Raw genomic sequence first — 16802 nt, forward strand, 5'->3', positions numbered from 1 at the left:
ATTATTTTTGAATTATCTGTAAAATATTCTATAGTTAATATGAGAGAAAAATAAATTACTAGACGGGGGTTCATTGTGAAGAAAAAGGTATGGATTTGGATTGTATCGATTATTACAGTATTAATCATCGGGGGAACAGCCGCTTATTTTTTTACTAAGCCACAGAGTCAAATGGCGGGAGCGGAACCAAAACCAATGGGAATAACCGTTCAAAAAGTAAGTCAGAAAGAACTGGCCCAATCGATTCTCGTAACCGGGAAAATTGTGCCAGAAAGCGAGCAAAAGATCTTTATTGAGCCTCCAAAAGGAGCAATCAAAGAAATTAAGGTGGCAGAAAACCAGGCTGTCAAAGCCGGTGACGCACTGCTGGTATACGATTCTGCCAAAATAGAAAACGAACTTACTAGAGCCGTCCGCAGCAAAGATTTGCTTACTAGCAGGGCAAAAACAGAGCAAAATCAAATTGCTGACCTAACGAAGCGACTTAATGACGCAAAAAAGAAAGTGCAGACACAGGCTTCCAATTCGGACAGTACAGAAGAGGCCCCTGTTACCCAAGAAAGTGTAAATCAGCTGTCGAATGAAAAAATCCAGCTGGAGATGCAATATGAAAACACAAAATCCGAAATTGCCACTGCCGAAGATCAGATTAAAGAGCTAACTGCTCAGAAAAATGACATGACGGTTGTAAGCAAAATGGATGGCATAATCGTAAAGGTAGACCCTAACGTTGCCAAAACCGAAACCGGGTCAGCAGAACCTATCATCCATATTATTTCAAATCAGCCATATAAAGTGATTGGGTCCATGAGTGAGTTTGATGCCGTCAAGATTCAGCACGGGCAGCCAGTCATCATTCGCCCAAAGGTATTTAAAGACCGGGAATGGAAGGGAACGATCGAATCTGTTTCCCAATTCCCTACGGAAGACGGCGGAAGTGCCGGTGGGGAATTTGGAGGTCCTCCAGGCGGAGGCAATGTAACAATGTATCCGTTTAAGGTAGCGATAACGGATGATACTTCAGAGCTCCGGCAAGGCTTCCATGTCTCATTAGAAATTAAAGTCGGCGGTGCTGAAAAACCACTCGCAGTTCCACACCCGGCGCTCGTTGATGAAGGCGGCGTCAAGGTGGTCTATGTTTTAGTAGAGAAAAAGCTGGAAAGACGCGAAGTGAAAACAGGCGCAATGAATGATGAATTCATTGAAATTCAAGATGGAGTAAAGCTTGGTGAGCTTGTCGTGATCACGCCGAATGAACAAATCCATGATGGAATGGAAGTGACCTCTTTTGATGAAGCTAAATAATATCACAAAAGCCTATGGAAAGGGTTCACTTGAGGTTCCAGTCCTCCATGGAATTGATTTAACTGTTGAAGATGGAGAATTTATTGCGATTATGGGGCCATCGGGGTCTGGCAAGTCGACGTTGATGAATATCATTGGTTTTTTGGATTACCCGACATCTGGAATATATGAATTAAACGGCGAAATCATCAACTCCGCAAAAGAGAGCGCCTTGGCAAAATTAAGAAATGAGCATATCGGCTTTGTTTTCCAGCAGTTTTTTATGCTCCCACGAGACAATGCTTTGAAAAATGTTGCCTCTCCGCTCATATATGCAGGGGTATCAAAACGGGAACGAACCGAAAGGGCGAAACAAATGCTCACCAAGGTGGGCTTGGAAGACCGCATGAAGCATCTCCCCAGCGAATTATCCGGAGGTCAAAAACAGCGGGTCGCCATTGCTAGGGCTCTTGTCAACAATCCCACAATTATTCTAGCAGATGAGCCAACCGGAGCTCTCGATTCGAAAACTAGCGCCCAAATTATGAGGCTGTTTACACAGCTGAACAAGGAAGGAAAAACGGTGATTATCGTTACCCACGAAGAAGAGATCGCAGCCTACGCGAAGCGGATTATTACAATAAAAGATGGCATGATTACAGATGACCGGAGTGTGGTAGCCTCATGAATATTTGGGAAAGCTTTAAAATCGCCCTTTCCTCGATTTGGAATCATAAGGTCCGGTCCATCTTAACGATGCTTGGAATTATTATCGGTGTTGCCGCTGTTATCATTATAGTGGCAATCGGACAAGGTACCAGAACTAAAATGACGAATGAATTTTTCGGAACCGATAAAAATGCAATTAATATTTTCTATGAATACATGCCTCCCGAGGGTGAAGAGCCGACGTTTTGGATGGAACCTGAACTGACCACCGATGATGTCCAAACACTTGCTGAGGTTCCTGGCGTTAAAGCGGTTATTGCGACCAATCAAGGCTTTGGGATGATGGTGCGCAATGATGTGCAGGGAGACATGCAAATCACCGGAGTCGGTGCTGAATACTTCTCTGCCAGAAAAATTAAGGTACTGGAAGGCCTGTCCTTTTATGCTGCAGATAATGATGGGCTGAATCGGGTCGTCATGATTGACTCTGTCGCCCGGAAGAAATTCTTCAAGGAATCTGAAAATCCTATTGGTGAAATCATTGATTTAAACGGCAATCCTTATAAAGTTGTTGGTGTCTATGAATCACCTGTTCCTGAGCAATTCCGGAACAAGGATAACGGTGAAATGATGATGCCTCGGGCTGTCATTTCGATGATGTTTGGCAATCGGGAAATTGAACAATTATCTGTGATTGCAAGTGATCCTGAGAAAGTTTCAGTGACTGGCAGACTGGCCGCAGAAGCCTTGACAGAAAAAAAAGGACTGGAAGATGGAAAGTATACAACAAATAGCTTCGAAGATTATGAAAAGGAATTAAATAAGATGATTTCGTTGCTGACACTGCTGATTGGAAGTATTGCAGGTATTTCCCTGTTAGTTGGCGGGATTGGCGTCATGAATATTATGCTAGTTTCGGTTACAGAACGAACAAGGGAAATCGGACTTCGGAAAGCAATCGGCGCAACACGCAGAAAAATACTCCTGCAATTTCTAATTGAAGCGATTACGTTAACTTCTTTGGGAGGACTGATTGGAATGGGGTTAGCCACAATCGGTACGATAATTGTTTCAAAAGTATCACCAATTACTGCCACGATGAGCCCATTAATTGTGCTCATTGGAATTAGTTTTTCTGCCTTTATCGGGATTATTTTCGGCATCCTCCCTGCTAATAAAGCATCAAAGCTCAGTCCAATTGATGCTTTACGTTATGAATAAGTTACATTTGATGAATTAAGCCAACAAAAGCATCAAACTAGATAAATTACATGTTTGATGCTTTGTTGGCAGTTAATAAAGATGTAATACTGGTTTAACTTTTACTTCATTAAACCCTATGCATCATAGGTAATGAGAACAAATAAATATTCACAATTGCTAAGGCAAGCATCAGCACATAATATGGCAACACTGCTTTAAAGCTTGATTTCTTAGCCATTCTGTATACAACATAAGTGGTGCCTATCCATCCGATAATAATAATCGCATACTGAATCATTTGAACCGTAGGTGTCGAAGCCAAGCTTAAGCTTGTTGGATTCGACTGTACTCCAAATAAACCAATTGAGTTATACCAGATAGCTTTTCCTTCAGTAAAGATGTGGAACAGGTTATGTGCCAAGTGGCCAGCCAGATCCAACGGAATAATCGCATAACCAAAAAGGGTAAAGTTCTTTTTCACAGTACCTTCCATGCCAAAGAATGAAGCAAGTTTTACAGTACCTAACAGTAATAGAATCGGAAGCGCCATCGCAATGATAAAGGCTACTGTAAAGTTAACTGTGTAATTAGCGGTTCCTGTAACAGTTCCAATAGCGCTTAGTATGTTCTGCCAAGGTTCAAGCATCGTAATGTTTTGAACGAACACGATACCCATAATTACAGCGGCTAGTGAGGCGTGCTCGATCTTCGGATTTTTTAAGCCCCACAGTTCTTTTGTTGGAATTCTCGCCTCAATTTTAATAGAGTCGTTAGGGCAGTTTTTCACACAGTTGGCACAAAGATTACATTCCGCACTGGATTCCATTGTTCTTGGAAATTGGAACATTGGACACCCTTCGACCTTTTCGGTTCCCCGATAGCAGGATTGCACTTTACACGTTTTGCAAATATCAGGTGTAGAGGTTAACTTAACTGCTCCGGTTCTAGAATAGTTTCCGGCCAATCCGCCCAGGAAGCAAAGTGTTTTACAGAAGGTTCTTCTTTCATAAAAAACAGAGGTCGCTACTACCATTGTTACGAGCAGCAGCAATAAATATCCGGAACCCCTTGGGGATTCTACAATACCCCAAACGTGGTCACTATACGTAATTGCAATAAAGAATAAATCTATCAACCATATTCCGTATTTTCTTAAAAACTTTGGCATGGGCCGGTTCGCGCCGATAGTTTTTCGAACAATGTCACTCAATTTGCCAAACGGACAGATTGCACACCAAAAGCGGCCTGCTACTAAAAATATGATTGGAATGATCGGCCACCACAGTACCCACGTCATCGTTGTTCCAAAGTTTTTACTTGGGTTTACTGTTCCCATAACTAATTCAAATACAATGATCGAAAACACGGTGATGACAATCCATTGAAAAATTCCGGGATACCACCTGCTTTTTACAAACTTTTTAACGATTGGAATGGAGAGCAGGTCAAAAGGTTCTTTTTTTGGTTTTAGTTTTTCCTCAGGCATTGCCATAGTTATTTCTCCTTCCTTCTAAACCATTTGTTCCAAATGCCAATCATGACAAATGATAGGTTGACAGCACCATATGTGCCTAACACTTTATAATTTGGCGGTGTTTCGACTACTGCGCCGTGACTGTGTCCGCCGTTCTCTTCATGAGTAGCTTGACCATTGCTTCCGCTCTCGTGGTCCATACCGTCCATGTTGGCATGATCATCACTCCCGCTCCCATGGTCCATGCCCTCCATGGTTGCATGATCACCACTTCCACTGTCATGGTCCATACCCTCCATGGTTGCATGATCATCACTGCTTGTCTGTGAAGCATCAGTACTGCCATTTTTGAACTTTTCTGCTGCATTTTTCACACTTTGATCATGAGAGTGACCTTCATCCGCTAAAGCTTTTAAATCAAATGAGAATATAAATCCTAAAGCAAATAAAATGAGAAATATCTTTTTCACTTTTTGCACCTCCACTAAGTTAAATATGAAGAAAATATTTGCTTGCTTGATAACTATAATCTAGTGGGTAAATTTGCAGTTTTTATGCATTTTTAATGGACATAATATGTCTTCGTTCCCGCTTCCTGCATTTGTTCATACATTTGTAAAACCATTATTTGTATGTTGGAAAATAAATCTTCATAACATTGACACTAGATATCCATCCTTTCTGCAAAATTCTAAGATAAGATTAAGGTAATAAAAATAGGAAGGAGTTGTAGAAATAATGAAGAAATGGGCAGTTGGTCTTTTTAGTGCAGCTTTAATCCTTGGTGCAGGAACTGCTGTGTTCGCAGCTGGCAATAACTCAGAAGATGGTTTCAGTTTTCAAGAAATGCTTCCTTTCATGGAAAAAATGCATCCAGATTCAACAAAAGCGGATTTAGAAAAAAATGTATAATGCCTGCCATAAAGATGGAGGAATGATGGGTGAAACTGAGGGCATGAATAGCGAAAATATGATGAACCGATTTTAACAATCGAGGTGAATTAACATGATGGGCTCTTATGGAATGATGGGTGGAGCCATGGGAATGATGATGTGTATTCTGATGTGGCTGATTGGTCTAGCTGTTATAGGCGGAGTCGTTTATTTTGCAGTTAAATTAGCCTTACGAAATCAAAAAATAAATTAAATTTTTCCAAAAGGTTTGGCATTACTGCCAGGCCTTTTTTATTTTGCATATTTAAAATGACTTTTGTCATATCCTGCCAACAACAAACAAATATATAATACCTACAGACATTTTCTTGGAAGGGAACTATCCATTATGAAGTCATTAATAGAATTATATAAGAATGATACGGAATCTGTTTACCATACATGGTTTTTACATAGTAATGATCGTTTGAAAGCCTTTCGAACAATTAGAAAAGGCTTAGGTAAAGTAATAAACGAAATTGAAGAGGATATATTCGGAAATGATTTCAAAGGCTCGAGCCTGGAAATAGTTGTAACTGCTATTTCTGAACAAAAACAAATTTTTGAAGGCGCGGCCCATGCTTTTTATTGGAAACCAAAATTAAGAATCCCCGATATCTATGAAAATAATCATAATAAAAAAGCCTTTGGGCGGTTTTTAAAAGCGTGTTTGGAAGCAGCCAGTCCAGAAAAAGTTATTGAAGAGATTCAATCACTAGACTCCTTAAAAATCAAAGGTCTGGGACCCGCTGTTGCAAATATTTTATACTTTTTGCATCCCACTATGTTTCCACCATTTAATACGGCAATCGTCAATGGGTTCAATTTGTTATATAAGCAAAAACTAAAATTAGGCTCCTGGGAAGCATACCTTTTGATGAGGGAAAAAATGCTGAAAGAAAATGATCAGTTCCGCAGCATGCTCTCTAAAGATTTAGGTGCTCTGGCCGGGTTGCTGTTTGAAATCGGCAGCACTCGGATGATTATTGAGGAAAATGCTTTGGAGTTTTTATACAAGGAAAGCGAAAAAATCGAAAAAGCCAAAACCCGCCGTCAGAAGGAAGTTAAGGAAGATGAAATTGAAGAAAATACCCATTCCGAAATGCAATACCATCTTGCCCGTTTGGGAAAATCATTAGGTTATAAAGTATGGATTGCGCGAAATGACCACAAACGGGAATGGAACGGTCAAAAGCTCGGTGAATACTCCATAAAAAATTTAAACGTTTTTTACTTTTCACCTGCAGTGGCCGACACAATTGCCTTGATTGATGTCTTATGGCTAGATCAAGAGGAAAAAGTAATTGCTGGCTTTGAAGTTGAAAAAAGTACATCCATTTATTCAGGAATTTTGCGATTATCTGATTTGTCACTCTCCCTTCAAGGTGTGACCTGTCAATTTTATTTAGTTGCACCCGAAAAAAGAGAAAAAGAAATCAAAGCCCAATTGCTGCGGCCATCGATTCGTTCCCTTGATTCACAATCTATTTCATATCTGTTATTTCATGATTTGCGGTGTGATTGCGATGCGATGTGTAAATTTGGCAATGATGTATCAATATTAAATAAAATTTCAAAAACCGTTTAGTAAAAATGTAAGACGCAAAGCTGTCATTGTTTCTCCATACTTTGTGCAAATTTATTTATTAACATAATGATGTGGTAATTGATTATATCTCCTTCCCAGAAGAATATCCCATTTTTTAATTAGAAAAAAGTTCTGACGAATCTCCCTTTGTCAGAGCTTTTTTTCGCAATATGAATCTATTATCTATTTTAATGATTAATAAAGTTTGTGACATCTTTTTGAAGTTTTTAGTTGATTTGTTTTTCTCCATACTTTCTCCACGTTTATACAATAAACTTCAAATATACCCTATCAGGTAGGGGTAAAAAGTAAAAAAGAGGAATAAATCATGATGGGTTCAGGATATGGAGGATTCGGCATGATGGGAGGTGGTTCTTTCATGATGATATTATTCTTGGCAGCAATCGGATTTTTGTTTTACTTAGCCCTAAACAAGCAAAATCCGAAAAAAGTGGCTAACATTACTCTACCAACAGCCGATTCAGAGGCATTAAAAATTGTAAAAAGCAGACTTGCAAATGGCGATATTTCCGTCGAAGAATTCGAACAAATCAAGAGAAATCTTTTATAAAAATGAGGAGTGAATTCAAAATGAAGAAAATGATGATAACAGGAGTCCTTACAGCAGCACTTATAGCAGGAGGAACCGGAGCTTACACAACCTATGCGAAGGATCAATCAACAAACGCATCAGTCTACATGCAGACAAGAGAAGTCAATACAGTGCAATTGTCCAATTCGGTAAAATCTGGAACCTTTGAAGAGATGAAACAGTTTATGGAAGATGGTAATGTAAATTTCGGTCAGATGAAACCATACATGAGACAAATGCATCCAGATTTAAGCGACCAGCAATTGGAAGAAATGTATAAGAGTATGCATGGAACTGGCGGTTCTGCAAAAAGCCAGTATTATCAAGGAATGATGGGTAATCTCTAATAAGGCCGGCTGGATGGCCAGCCCAGCCCACCCTAAATTAAGATTTGGAGGAATGAAAAATGTTTTTACTGCTTATTTTAGTAATTGGTTTTTATTTATATCAGTCAGGTGATTTGCAGAAACTTACACAAAAATTCCAATCCAATGAAACGTCAAGTGTGAATGAAGCAAAACGCATCATTGATATAAGATATGCATCAGGGCAAATATCAGCAGATGAATACACCAAAATAAAAAATCGATTATAAAAAACTAAATTTGGGAGGATATACCATCATGATGAACGGCACATATGGAGCTTTCAATAATACAATTGGCGGATTATGCGGCGGAGGGGTGTTCGGTGTGCATTTTTCCACCCTATTATTGTCAGGGCTGACCATTTTCGTTCTCTACCTAATATTTAAAAAATAAAAAACAACCTCCTAAAAAAGAACCTATTTTTATAAATGCGAATTCAACATCTGTTGATGCAGCTGAAATTGTACGTTGCGTTATGCACGAGGCGAGATTTCTTTCGAGGAATTCCAAACCATTCTAAAAAACATTCAATCTTAAAATTAGATTGTCTTTACAATTTCTGCACATTTTTATTTATTATACTGAGAAAGTAAACTGAGAGTGAATTATCACCTACAACTAACCATTAGATAATAAATTACATTAGGCATCCCTTTAACAAGGGATGCCTAATGGTTATTTTAGGAAATTGAAACTCAATGCAGAAAGTTTGTATTTTAAAATGCTAATTAAAAATTGGTTCGACTGCATATTAAAATATTCATAATCTTATTATTATTTTTCTGCTATTGTAATAATCAATATTTTAGTATTATAATATGGTAGTGTGATAAAGGATTAAAGTATAAATTAAATATAAGGTGGTTTATATAACAATGAAACGATTAGCAACTATGATTCTATCAATAGCTGCCGTATTTTCCATCGTAACGGGATGTTCTTCCAATTCCGCTGAAAAAGCAGCTAAGGCCGACGACACGCTAGTCATTGGTATCGATGATAAATTTGCCCCTATGGGATTCCGCGATGAAAAGAACGAAATTGTTGGTTTTGATATTGATTATGCAAAAGCAGCGGCTGAAAAAATGGGTCAAAAGGTTACATTCCAGCCTATCGATTGGAAAACAAAAGAATCCGAATTAAGCTCTGGCCGAATCGACCTCATCTGGAACGGTTACACTATTACAGATGAACGTAAAAAGAAAGTACTTTTTACAAAGCCTTATTTAAAAAATGCCCAAGTAGTTGTTACTCGCTCTGATTCTAACATAAAAAAATTAGCTGATTTAGAAGGCAAAGTGGTTGGCTTGCAATCTCTTTCTTCTGCATCAGATGCCTTAGATGCTAATCCAATTAAAGACAAAATCAAAACAGTAACAGAATTCAAAGACAACGTCCTTGCGTTGAACGACCTAAAGAGTGGCCGTTTGGATGCTGTTGTCATTGATGAGGTTGTTATTAAGTATTACATGTCCAAAGAAAAAGAATCCTTTAAAATTCTCGATGAATCCCTTGCTCCTGAAGAGTACGGAATCGGTGTAAAAAAAGGAAATGAAAAGCTTCTAGATAAACTGCAAAAAGCCTTAGATGAAATGAACGAAGACGGCACTGCCGCTAAAATTTCAGAAAAGTGGTTTGGCGAAGATAAAGTTTTAAAATAATAATAATGAAGATTATACGGAACAGGATTTCCATGGGAAACCCTGTTTTGTTTTTGGAGGAATCCTACTATGTCATTTGATTATATCGTCTCCATTCTTGGACCCATGCTCGAAGGGGCACAGATGACCATTCTGTTGTTTTTAATCGCCATTGTCGTATCGATACCGCTTGGCTTTTTATTGACGTTGGCAGTCAGAAGCCGTTTTAAGACGCTATCCTGGATTGCCCAGGCCTATATTTATGTGATGCGCGGCACGCCGCTTTTGCTACAGCTATTATTCATTTGTTTCGGACTGCCGATGATTCCAGTTATAGGTGAATATTTGGTGTTGGATCGCTTTGTTGCAGCTTGTTTAGGGTTTATACTTAACTATGCCGCCTATTTTGCGGAAATTTTTCGTGGTGGGCTTCTAGCCATTGATAAAGGCCAATATGAAGCGGCCCAGGTTCTTGGCTTAAATAAATTTCAAACAATGACACGCGTTATTCTGCCGCAGATGTTCCGCATTGCTCTTCCGGCAGTGGCAAACGAATCAGTGACACTTGTTAAGGACACCGCTCTACTTTATGCGGTTGCTGTTCCGGAATTGCTCCACTTTGCCGAAACAGCGGTAAACCGTGATTTTACGATTACCCCTTTCCTTGTGGCCGGTATTATTTATTTAATCATGACGTTAATCTTAACCATGTTCTTTAAATGGTTTGAGAAGCGGTTCAAATTTGCATAAGAAAGGGGCTGAACAGATATGGCAATAATCGAAGTGTCGAATCTAAAAAAGTCCTATGGCAATTTAGAGGTATTAAAACAAATTACCTTTGATGTAAATAAAAATGATGTAGTGGCGGTAATCGGCCCATCGGGTTCAGGGAAAAGTACGATGCTTCGCAGCCTAGTGCATCTTGAAACAATTGACGGCGGCAGCATACGTGTTTCCGGAGATTATTTGGTGAAGGATGGCGTCTATTCTAGACCCGCGGAAATCAAGAATATTAACGCCAAGATGGGTATGGTCTTCCAGCACTTTAACCTTTTTCCACACTTAACGGTTAAGGAAAATTTGGAGCTTGCCCCTAGATTGGTAAAAAAGGAGTCTTCCGCCGCTATCCAACAGCAGAGCGCAGAAATACTGCAAAAAATTGGCCTTACCGGTCACTCGAATGCTTACCCAGCTAACTTATCAGGCGGACAAAAACAAAGGGTAGCCATCGCCCGTGCGCTGATGATGAATCCTGATATACTGCTGTTTGATGAACCGACTTCTGCTTTGGACCCGGAATTGACTGGAGAGGTACTGCATGTAATGAAGGATCTGGCTGAAGAACACATGACAATGATTGTTGTGACTCATGAAATGGGCTTTGCTAGAGAGGTAGCTAACCGAGTGGTTTTCATGGATAATGGTGAAATCCTTGAATCCGGTCATCCGTCTGAATTGTTTACAAATCCTCAGCATGAAAGAACAAAGGCGTTCTTGAACCGGAGTTTAAAATAATTTAATATCTTTTTTTTAACTAACAAAGGCACTAAGCGGGACATTAACGTCCCGCTTTTCTTTTGAACTTCTTTAAATTGCAAGTGGTTAAATGTTAATCTTCCGCAAGCATATATGCGATTTTTTGTATGGTTGTACCTTTTTGCAATCTTGAGTTTTCCATTAGTCGATATTCACTAACTAATTTATTGTATTCTTCATTTGTTAATTTTTTTTGTTTTTTTGAATCAAGGTGTAATGCTAAAGCAATTTGTGAAAGCTTGTCGCAAGAATTGTGAAATAAAAGTGCATATTCCCTTATTCCACCAAAAATAAAGGGATTTATATTTAATTCTTTTTTGTCATTCTGCATTCGTTTAATTATTTTATTTACTTCGTTCTGAATTTTTTTATTAGTTTCATATAAACTTTTGAAATCAATTTTTTTAGAGAAGAATGGAATTCGAATTCCGGGTCTTACTGAAGAATCAAATACACTTTTTTGGACTTTTAGATGTTCGGATACCAGATGCCTTATCTCAACCAAAATGCTTATTGATTCTTGCTTAAAGTTACTTTTTGTTTCCACTATAGTCACTCCATTCTGGATATTACATCTTTTTTTAACTATAGCGTTTAATTATCGTGAAAGTTTGCAGAAAAAATGAAGAAAATGAAAAGGCTGGATCCCTAAAGGAACACAGCCTAAATCTTATAATATATTTTTTTCATTGTAAAAAGTAGCCGATGGCTGCTGCAATTCCAATCGTTGAAACCCATATAAGGACAAACCACTTGTTTGAAATACTTTTTTTATTTCCGTCATGTCCACAGCATCCCATAATAACACCTTCCTTAGCTTTTTTCCCGCTTAATTCTGTCAAAAACGGAGATGTATAGATTTCCATCTTGGATAACTGCTTCATAAACATCAAACGGACGGGGTGGCGGGCCTGCTACATTGATGCCATTTTCATCATATTGACCGTCATGGCACGGACACTTAAAATATACACCTTCCTTTTTTAAGGTTTCATCTGCCTCAGGTACTGTACAGCCCAGGTGAGTGCAAATAGGCGCCATAATTAATAAATTACCATCCTTTTTCTTATTAATATATACGAATCCTTCTTCCTCCTGGGTCACCCATGCGTCCTTGTAAGTTACCTTATAATTGACTTTTTTCGGAAACTCCCCCCTCTCAAGTTCACTCAGCGGTCCCAAATTCGCCATGGAGCTGACGTCTTTTGGTTTATCGTCTTTACTACATGCTGCCAGGCCTAGAGGTAAAACCGAAACTGTTAACAACCCCGCCGTACCCTTTAACGAGTTACCCAAAAATTTCCTCCTACTCCACTTTGGCATAAGAAAATCCCTCCTTACTGGAAATCTTATCATTAAAATATGCAGAAAATTTGTAGTTTGAAAAGTCAATTTAAAATTCATTTTGTGCATTACCTGTTTCAAAAAATCCAATCATGTAGGAGATAAAGTGACTTTTGTCGTTTTCATTTCCAAATTCATACTTTCTGCAAATTTATTTATTATGATTAACGTTGAAAAAAGGAGGTAGATGAAGTGAAATTTAAATTTCTCACTTTAATAGCTATTACCATATTAATTTTGGCTGCTTGTTCAAAAACACAAAATGGACAAACAAGCGGGATGGATCATGATCAAATGAATATGAGCGAAGAAAAAAAGGAGGCAGGATTACCTCAAAGTACGGACACGAAAATTCTGACAGGCAATACCATTAATATTGTTGCCAAGGAAGCGAATCACCAATTAAATAATAATGTAAATGTAACAGCTTGGACGTTCAATGGTTCCGTTCCCGGTTCGCAAATCCGGGTCAAACAAGGGGAAAAAGTTAAGATCCATTTAAAAAATGAACTTCCCGATCCCGTCTCTATTCATTGGCATGGTATTCCTGTGCCGAATGAGATGGATGGAATCCCTGGTGTAACGCAAAATGCAGTCCAGCCTGGGGAATCATTCACCTATGAATTTATAGCTTCCGTTCCAGGAACCTATATGTACCACACCCATCAGGACGGTGTTAATCAGTTGGATAAGGGACTTTACGGCTCCTTTATCGTTGAGCCAAAAGAGAAATCCTATGACAAAGATTTTACATTAATGCTTGATGAATGGATGAGCAACCCAACGGAAATGGATTCACAGATGAGCGGAATGGATCATAGCAATATGAGTGGAATGAATCACGGTAATTCCAGCAATAATAGTGAGCAGCAAAGTGAATCCCAAGATGGGCAAGCCTCCATGACTCATGATATGAGTATGTACGATATCTATACGATTAATGGAAAAAGCGGTGATTCTATTAAACCGTTATCCGTTAAAAAAGGTGAAAAAGTTAGATTGAGACTTATTAATATAGGTTTCTTATCTCATAACATTCATCTTCACGGTCATAAATTCAAGGTTGTCGCTATTGATGGCCAGGAACTGAATGAGCCGCAGGAAATTCAGGACCAACTTGTAGCCATCGCTCCTGGTGAACGCTATGATATCGAATTTACCGCTAATAACCCTGGCAAATGGTTCCTTGAGGATCATGGAGACATGAATGGAACAGGCGGAATGAAAACAGTTATTAGCTACGAGGGAGCAAAAGATACGGCAGATCAATCGAATCAGCAAGAAACACTTCCTGTCTTTAATTTCAATTCCTATGGCAAAAATACAGAAAGTAAGTTTACATTGAACCAGAAGTATGACGTGGAATATACAATGGATTTAAATACAGCCCAAAAGGATGGAAATACTTTTTATACAATTAATGGGAAATCATTCCCTAACACTGATGCCATCCAAGTGAAAAAAGGGGATAAAGTGAAAGTTAAGTTAGTTAACAATTCACCTACAGGAGATCATCCTATGCACCTGCATGGTCATTTCTTCCAAGTACTAAGCAAGAATGGCGTACCGGTGGAAGGATCACCAATCATGAAGGATACAATCAACCTTAAGCCGGGTGATGAATATGTCATTGCATTTGAAGCAAATACCCCGGGCAATTGGCTGTTCCACTGTCATGATTTACATCATGCTACCGCAGGAATGGTGGATCTGGTCAAATACGAAGGTTTTAAACCTGGATTTACACCTGATTCTAAAGCGGGCAACAAGCCTGAATAATTACTGATTTTATCTCAAAAAAATACGGCCATTCTGGGCCGTATTTTTTTGAGCCACGAGTATTAACAATATCTATTGTAAGTTTTATTTTAAGACGTCCATAATTTGTTGTTCTACATAAATCATATAAATATTAAGAAATGATGGAGGGAAATTCCCAATTTGTTTTGTTAAAAATATGTTCAAATCATTTTTACAATGTTTTGAAAAGTCCCTCAAAAATCCCTTTTTTATAAAAATAACTGCTATCCTTAAGATGTAAATAATTCTATTAAGGAGTAATTTAAAATGGCTGTAAGATGGCTGCGAGATAACAAGATTGCCGCAGGGATATTGACGGTGATGAGATTGTATCTTGGGTATACTTTTCTGACAGCAGGGTTTCACAAGCTTACGGGTGGATTCGACGCTTCGGGATTCTTGAAAAATGCCATCACAAACCCTGTTAAAGGCCCAGAAGGAGATATTCTATATAGTTGGTATGTTTCATTCCTTAATTCCTTTGCACTCCCAAATGTGGACGTATTTAATGTAATCGTTCCAGTTGGGGAATTCCTGATCGGTTTAGGCCTTATCCTTGGATGTCTGACAACAGCAGCTGCTTTCTTTGCACTTATCATGAATTATTCCTTCTTTCTGGCAGGTACGGTATCCTCAAACCCGGTAGACATATTCCTTGGTACCATCATCTTGTTTGCAGGCTTTAACGCTGGACGTTACGGTTTAGATAATTGGGTAGTTCCCTTTTTCCGAAAACGAGTTTTCAAACAAAATAACACGGCAACGGCCAAATCATCATAATTAATGTTTTTAATTTAATGACAATAATTTATTAAAAGTGGGACATTTACGTCCCGCTTTTCTTTTTTGACCCTCTTAAAATTTTGCCAAATAAAAAGCTGCCGAATTCTCGACAGCTTTCATGAAGTGCTTTGACGTTATCTATTGAAAGTTTTTACTGTTCTCTGATCCGCCAGTGCCATGCATGCTTTTATAATGTTCCTCCAACTGCTGATCTGTTAAATCGGGATGCATTTCTTTCATATAGGGTTTCATCTGACCAAAATTCATGACACCATCCTTCATCATGTTTTGCATGTCACCCATATTGCCTGATTCCATCATGTTTTGCATATTCCCCAGATTGCCTGATTTCATCATTTCGCTCATTTGGTTGATGTCCATCCCCTGTACCTGCTTAGCTTTTCCTGCAGTATCCGGATTATCTTTTGCTTGTGCACTTATAATACCTAGCCCTCCGCCAACAATTAACGAAGCGGCTAAAATCCCTGTAATAAAAGTTTTTCTCATTTTCAATCTCTCCTTTTTTACTGTTTTTATTGCCTTTTCTTATCTACACTTTAATTATAGAAGAGAAACATGTAGAAAATATGGAGATTTCCGTTCAAACAAAAAAGCTTTCAGAAGTTTAACACACCTTTCTGAAAGCTTTTTTGTACTACTTTTTATTTTTCTTTCTATTAAGGATTAACCACACAAAAATAAGTACTCCTACAAAAATCAAGCTTAACCAAAAGGTTTGGCCAAACCAAAAATACATATGATGAAGCATCATTTGTTTCCCCATCATCATTCCCATTGAGTTTGGGGGAAACCAAATCATTCTTAGGACAAATATCAAAAACGATACTCCCAGAATTATAAAAAATATTAATATCGTGATCGGTAATAATTTCTTCATTCTCTCACCTTATTCCACTTTATATCCAATCCCCCAAACTGTTTTGACGATATCCTTTTTTACTCCGGCTGTTTTCAGCTTATCGCGGAGATGTTTAATATGTGAATCCACGGTTCTATCTTCTCCCATAAACTCTATCCCCCATATTAACTCCACAAGCTGTTCCCTTGATAACGCCTTTCCACGATGCTTTATCAGCTCTTTCAGTAAATCATACTCTGTATGAGTAAGACTTATTTTTTTATCCATAAAGGTGGCATCATGTGCAGTCAGATTTAAGATAATTCCTTCATATTTCAAAATTTCCTCATTGGCTTCACTAGGATAGGTCCTGCGCAGCAATGCCTGGACTCTTGCCAGCAATTCTTCTTCCTCAAACGGTTTTACTAAATAATCGTCTGCCCCCCTGGTCAAACCCGTAACCTTATCCTTAACAGACCCTCTTGCCGTTAGCATGATGATCGGTAAATCTGAAACCTTCCGTACTTCCTCAAGTGTTTGCCAGCCATCCATCATTGGCATTAAAACATCCAGTATCATTAAATCATAATCATTTTTTACGACTTTCTCATAAGCCTCCCTTCCATTTTCCGCTTCTTCCACCATATAATTTTCCTGCTGTAAATAAAGCCGTAAAAGCTGTCTCATTTGAAACTCATCATCGACTATTAATATTTTCTTCATCGGCCT

At 38.5% G+C, this 16802-nt stretch carries 21 protein-coding genes; 15 read left to right on the top strand and 6 right to left on the bottom strand.

The genetic code is table 11. From position 1 onward, the window contains the following. Nucleotides 1-75: 75 nt before the first annotated feature. Genes V5M37_RS25015 through V5M37_RS25025 form a run of 3 tightly spaced genes read left to right on the top strand, consistent with a single transcriptional unit; the run spans nucleotide 76 to nucleotide 3174 of the window. Nucleotides 76-1305, top strand: a complete 1230-nt coding sequence (locus V5M37_RS25015) for an efflux RND transporter periplasmic adaptor subunit (protein ID WP_423799597.1) — start codon at nucleotides 76-78, stop codon at nucleotides 1303-1305. Then, on the top strand, nucleotides 1289-1972 hold the full coding sequence (locus tag V5M37_RS25020; protein ID WP_423799598.1) for an ABC transporter ATP-binding protein: 684 nt from the start codon (nucleotides 1289-1291) through the stop codon (nucleotides 1970-1972). Before V5M37_RS25015 ends, V5M37_RS25020 begins: the two co-directional genes overlap by 17 nt. After that, the gene (locus V5M37_RS25025) at nucleotides 1969-3174 is read left to right on the top strand and encodes an ABC transporter permease (RefSeq protein ID WP_423799599.1); all 1206 of its coding nucleotides are present in this window, start codon (nucleotides 1969-1971) and stop codon (nucleotides 3172-3174) included. The genes V5M37_RS25020 and V5M37_RS25025 overlap by 4 nt, the downstream gene beginning before the upstream one ends. A gap of 109 nt (nucleotides 3175-3283) precedes the next feature. Here V5M37_RS25025 and V5M37_RS25030 read toward each other — a convergent pair whose 3' ends face one another. Together V5M37_RS25030 and V5M37_RS25035 are read right to left on the bottom strand one after the other, a co-directional pair. Beyond that, nucleotides 3284-4648 (bottom strand): 4Fe-4S binding protein, encoded by a 1365-nt coding sequence (locus V5M37_RS25030; RefSeq protein ID WP_423799600.1) that lies wholly within the window; start codon nucleotides 4646-4648, stop codon nucleotides 3284-3286. 2 nt (nucleotides 4649-4650) lie between these two features. Continuing rightward, nucleotides 4651-5100 carry a hypothetical protein gene (locus V5M37_RS25035; RefSeq protein WP_423799601.1) on the bottom strand — a complete coding sequence of 150 codons (450 nt, stop codon included), beginning with the start codon at nucleotides 5098-5100 and terminating at the stop codon, nucleotides 4651-4653. Between the two features lie 268 nt (nucleotides 5101-5368). Between V5M37_RS25035 and V5M37_RS25040 the strand changes: the two genes are divergently transcribed. The 10 genes from V5M37_RS25040 to V5M37_RS25085 all read left to right on the top strand — a co-directional run bounded on the left by V5M37_RS25040 (nucleotide 5369) and on the right by V5M37_RS25085 (nucleotide 11266). Further along, nucleotides 5369-5542, top strand: a complete 174-nt coding sequence (locus V5M37_RS25040; RefSeq protein WP_423799602.1) for a hypothetical protein — start codon at nucleotides 5369-5371, stop codon at nucleotides 5540-5542. Between the two features lie 94 nt (nucleotides 5543-5636). Beyond that, entirely contained in the window at nucleotides 5637-5777 is a 141-nt protein-coding gene (locus V5M37_RS25045; protein ID WP_423799603.1) for a hypothetical protein, read from the top strand. Between the two features lie 135 nt (nucleotides 5778-5912). Next, a complete protein-coding gene (locus V5M37_RS25050; RefSeq protein ID WP_423799604.1) occupies nucleotides 5913-7151 on the top strand; it encodes a hypothetical protein in 1239 nt (412 codons plus the stop codon). 328 nt (nucleotides 7152-7479) lie between these two features. Further along, the gene (locus V5M37_RS25055; protein WP_423799605.1) at nucleotides 7480-7722 is read left to right on the top strand and encodes an SHOCT domain-containing protein; all 243 of its coding nucleotides are present in this window, start codon (nucleotides 7480-7482) and stop codon (nucleotides 7720-7722) included. Nucleotides 7723-7742: 20 nt separating this feature from the next. Then, complete coding sequence (locus tag V5M37_RS25060; protein ID WP_423799606.1) at nucleotides 7743-8090, top strand: hypothetical protein; 348 nt, start codon at nucleotides 7743-7745, stop codon at nucleotides 8088-8090. A 59-nt stretch (nucleotides 8091-8149) separates the two neighbouring features. After that, a complete protein-coding gene (locus V5M37_RS25065; RefSeq protein ID WP_423799607.1) occupies nucleotides 8150-8338 on the top strand; it encodes a hypothetical protein in 189 nt (62 codons plus the stop codon). Nucleotides 8339-8366: 28 nt separating this feature from the next. After that, on the top strand, nucleotides 8367-8504 hold the full coding sequence (locus V5M37_RS25070) for a hypothetical protein (protein WP_423799608.1): 138 nt from the start codon (nucleotides 8367-8369) through the stop codon (nucleotides 8502-8504). 482 nt (nucleotides 8505-8986) lie between these two features. After that, nucleotides 8987-9772, top strand: coding sequence for an amino acid ABC transporter substrate-binding protein (locus tag V5M37_RS25075; protein ID WP_423799609.1), 786 nt, complete (start codon nucleotides 8987-8989; stop codon nucleotides 9770-9772). Nucleotides 9773-9841: 69 nt separating this feature from the next. Then, nucleotides 9842-10501 (top strand): amino acid ABC transporter permease, encoded by a 660-nt coding sequence (locus V5M37_RS25080; protein WP_423799610.1) that lies wholly within the window; start codon nucleotides 9842-9844, stop codon nucleotides 10499-10501. Between the two features lie 18 nt (nucleotides 10502-10519). Next, entirely contained in the window at nucleotides 10520-11266 is a 747-nt protein-coding gene (locus V5M37_RS25085; RefSeq protein WP_423799611.1) for an amino acid ABC transporter ATP-binding protein, read from the top strand. A gap of 94 nt (nucleotides 11267-11360) precedes the next feature. Here the strand turns inward: V5M37_RS25085 and V5M37_RS25090 are convergent, their stop codons facing one another. Together V5M37_RS25090 and V5M37_RS25095 are read right to left on the bottom strand one after the other, a co-directional pair. Continuing rightward, complete coding sequence (locus V5M37_RS25090; protein ID WP_423799612.1) at nucleotides 11361-11834, bottom strand: hypothetical protein; 474 nt, start codon at nucleotides 11832-11834, stop codon at nucleotides 11361-11363. Nucleotides 11835-12100: 266 nt separating this feature from the next. Next, complete coding sequence (locus tag V5M37_RS25095) at nucleotides 12101-12610, bottom strand: ubiquinol-cytochrome c reductase iron-sulfur subunit (RefSeq protein WP_423799613.1); 510 nt, start codon at nucleotides 12608-12610, stop codon at nucleotides 12101-12103. 213 nt (nucleotides 12611-12823) lie between these two features. Between V5M37_RS25095 and V5M37_RS25100 the strand changes: the two genes are divergently transcribed. Both V5M37_RS25100 and V5M37_RS25105 read left to right on the top strand, forming a co-directional pair. Beyond that, complete coding sequence (locus tag V5M37_RS25100) at nucleotides 12824-14410, top strand: multicopper oxidase family protein (RefSeq protein ID WP_423799614.1); 1587 nt, start codon at nucleotides 12824-12826, stop codon at nucleotides 14408-14410. 288 nt (nucleotides 14411-14698) lie between these two features. Beyond that, nucleotides 14699-15211 (top strand): DoxX family protein, encoded by a 513-nt coding sequence (locus tag V5M37_RS25105; RefSeq protein ID WP_423799615.1) that lies wholly within the window; start codon nucleotides 14699-14701, stop codon nucleotides 15209-15211. A gap of 141 nt (nucleotides 15212-15352) precedes the next feature. Here the strand turns inward: V5M37_RS25105 and V5M37_RS25110 are convergent, their stop codons facing one another. Both V5M37_RS25110 and V5M37_RS25115 read right to left on the bottom strand, forming a co-directional pair. Continuing rightward, nucleotides 15353-15721: a hypothetical protein gene (locus V5M37_RS25110; RefSeq protein WP_423799616.1), complete on the bottom strand. Its 369-nt coding sequence runs from the start codon at nucleotides 15719-15721 to the stop codon at nucleotides 15353-15355. Between the two features lie 400 nt (nucleotides 15722-16121). Continuing rightward, the gene (locus V5M37_RS25115) at nucleotides 16122-16796 is read right to left on the bottom strand and encodes a response regulator transcription factor (protein ID WP_423799617.1); all 675 of its coding nucleotides are present in this window, start codon (nucleotides 16794-16796) and stop codon (nucleotides 16122-16124) included. Nucleotides 16797-16802: the final 6 nt, after the last annotated feature.

This window comes from Neobacillus sp. SAB-20_R2A (genome assembly GCF_049568635.1).
In the GTDB taxonomy this organism is placed as follows: Bacteria; Bacillota; Bacilli; order Bacillales; family Cytobacillaceae; genus Neobacillus; species Neobacillus citreus.

Excerpts from the sequence above, each read along its gene's own strand:
- V5M37_RS25025 (WP_423799599.1), top strand. The coding sequence starts at position 1,969 with ATGAATATTTGGGAAAGCTTTAAAATCGCCCTTTCCTCGATTTGGAAT.
- V5M37_RS25030 (WP_423799600.1), bottom strand. The coding sequence starts at position 4,648 with ATGGCAATGCCTGAGGAAAAACTAAAACCAAAAAAAGAACCTTTTGAC.
- V5M37_RS25040 (WP_423799602.1), top strand. The coding sequence starts at position 5,369 with ATGAAGAAATGGGCAGTTGGTCTTTTTAGTGCAGCTTTAATCCTTGGT.
- V5M37_RS25045 (WP_423799603.1), top strand. The coding sequence starts at position 5,637 with ATGATGGGCTCTTATGGAATGATGGGTGGAGCCATGGGAATGATGATG.
- V5M37_RS25050 (WP_423799604.1), top strand. The coding sequence starts at position 5,913 with ATGAAGTCATTAATAGAATTATATAAGAATGATACGGAATCTGTTTAC.
- V5M37_RS25055 (WP_423799605.1), top strand. The coding sequence starts at position 7,480 with ATGATGGGTTCAGGATATGGAGGATTCGGCATGATGGGAGGTGGTTCT.
- V5M37_RS25060 (WP_423799606.1), top strand. The coding sequence starts at position 7,743 with ATGAAGAAAATGATGATAACAGGAGTCCTTACAGCAGCACTTATAGCA.
- V5M37_RS25065 (WP_423799607.1), top strand. The coding sequence starts at position 8,150 with ATGTTTTTACTGCTTATTTTAGTAATTGGTTTTTATTTATATCAGTCA.
- V5M37_RS25070 (WP_423799608.1), top strand. The coding sequence starts at position 8,367 with ATGATGAACGGCACATATGGAGCTTTCAATAATACAATTGGCGGATTA.
- V5M37_RS25075 (WP_423799609.1), top strand. The coding sequence starts at position 8,987 with ATGAAACGATTAGCAACTATGATTCTATCAATAGCTGCCGTATTTTCC.
- V5M37_RS25080 (WP_423799610.1), top strand. The coding sequence starts at position 9,842 with ATGTCATTTGATTATATCGTCTCCATTCTTGGACCCATGCTCGAAGGG.
- V5M37_RS25085 (WP_423799611.1), top strand. The coding sequence starts at position 10,520 with ATGGCAATAATCGAAGTGTCGAATCTAAAAAAGTCCTATGGCAATTTA.
- V5M37_RS25095 (WP_423799613.1), bottom strand. The coding sequence starts at position 12,610 with ATGCCAAAGTGGAGTAGGAGGAAATTTTTGGGTAACTCGTTAAAGGGT.
- V5M37_RS25105 (WP_423799615.1), top strand. The coding sequence starts at position 14,699 with ATGGCTGTAAGATGGCTGCGAGATAACAAGATTGCCGCAGGGATATTG.
- V5M37_RS25110 (WP_423799616.1), bottom strand. The coding sequence starts at position 15,721 with ATGAGAAAAACTTTTATTACAGGGATTTTAGCCGCTTCGTTAATTGTT.
- V5M37_RS25115 (WP_423799617.1), bottom strand. The coding sequence starts at position 16,796 with ATGAAGAAAATATTAATAGTCGATGATGAGTTTCAAATGAGACAGCTT.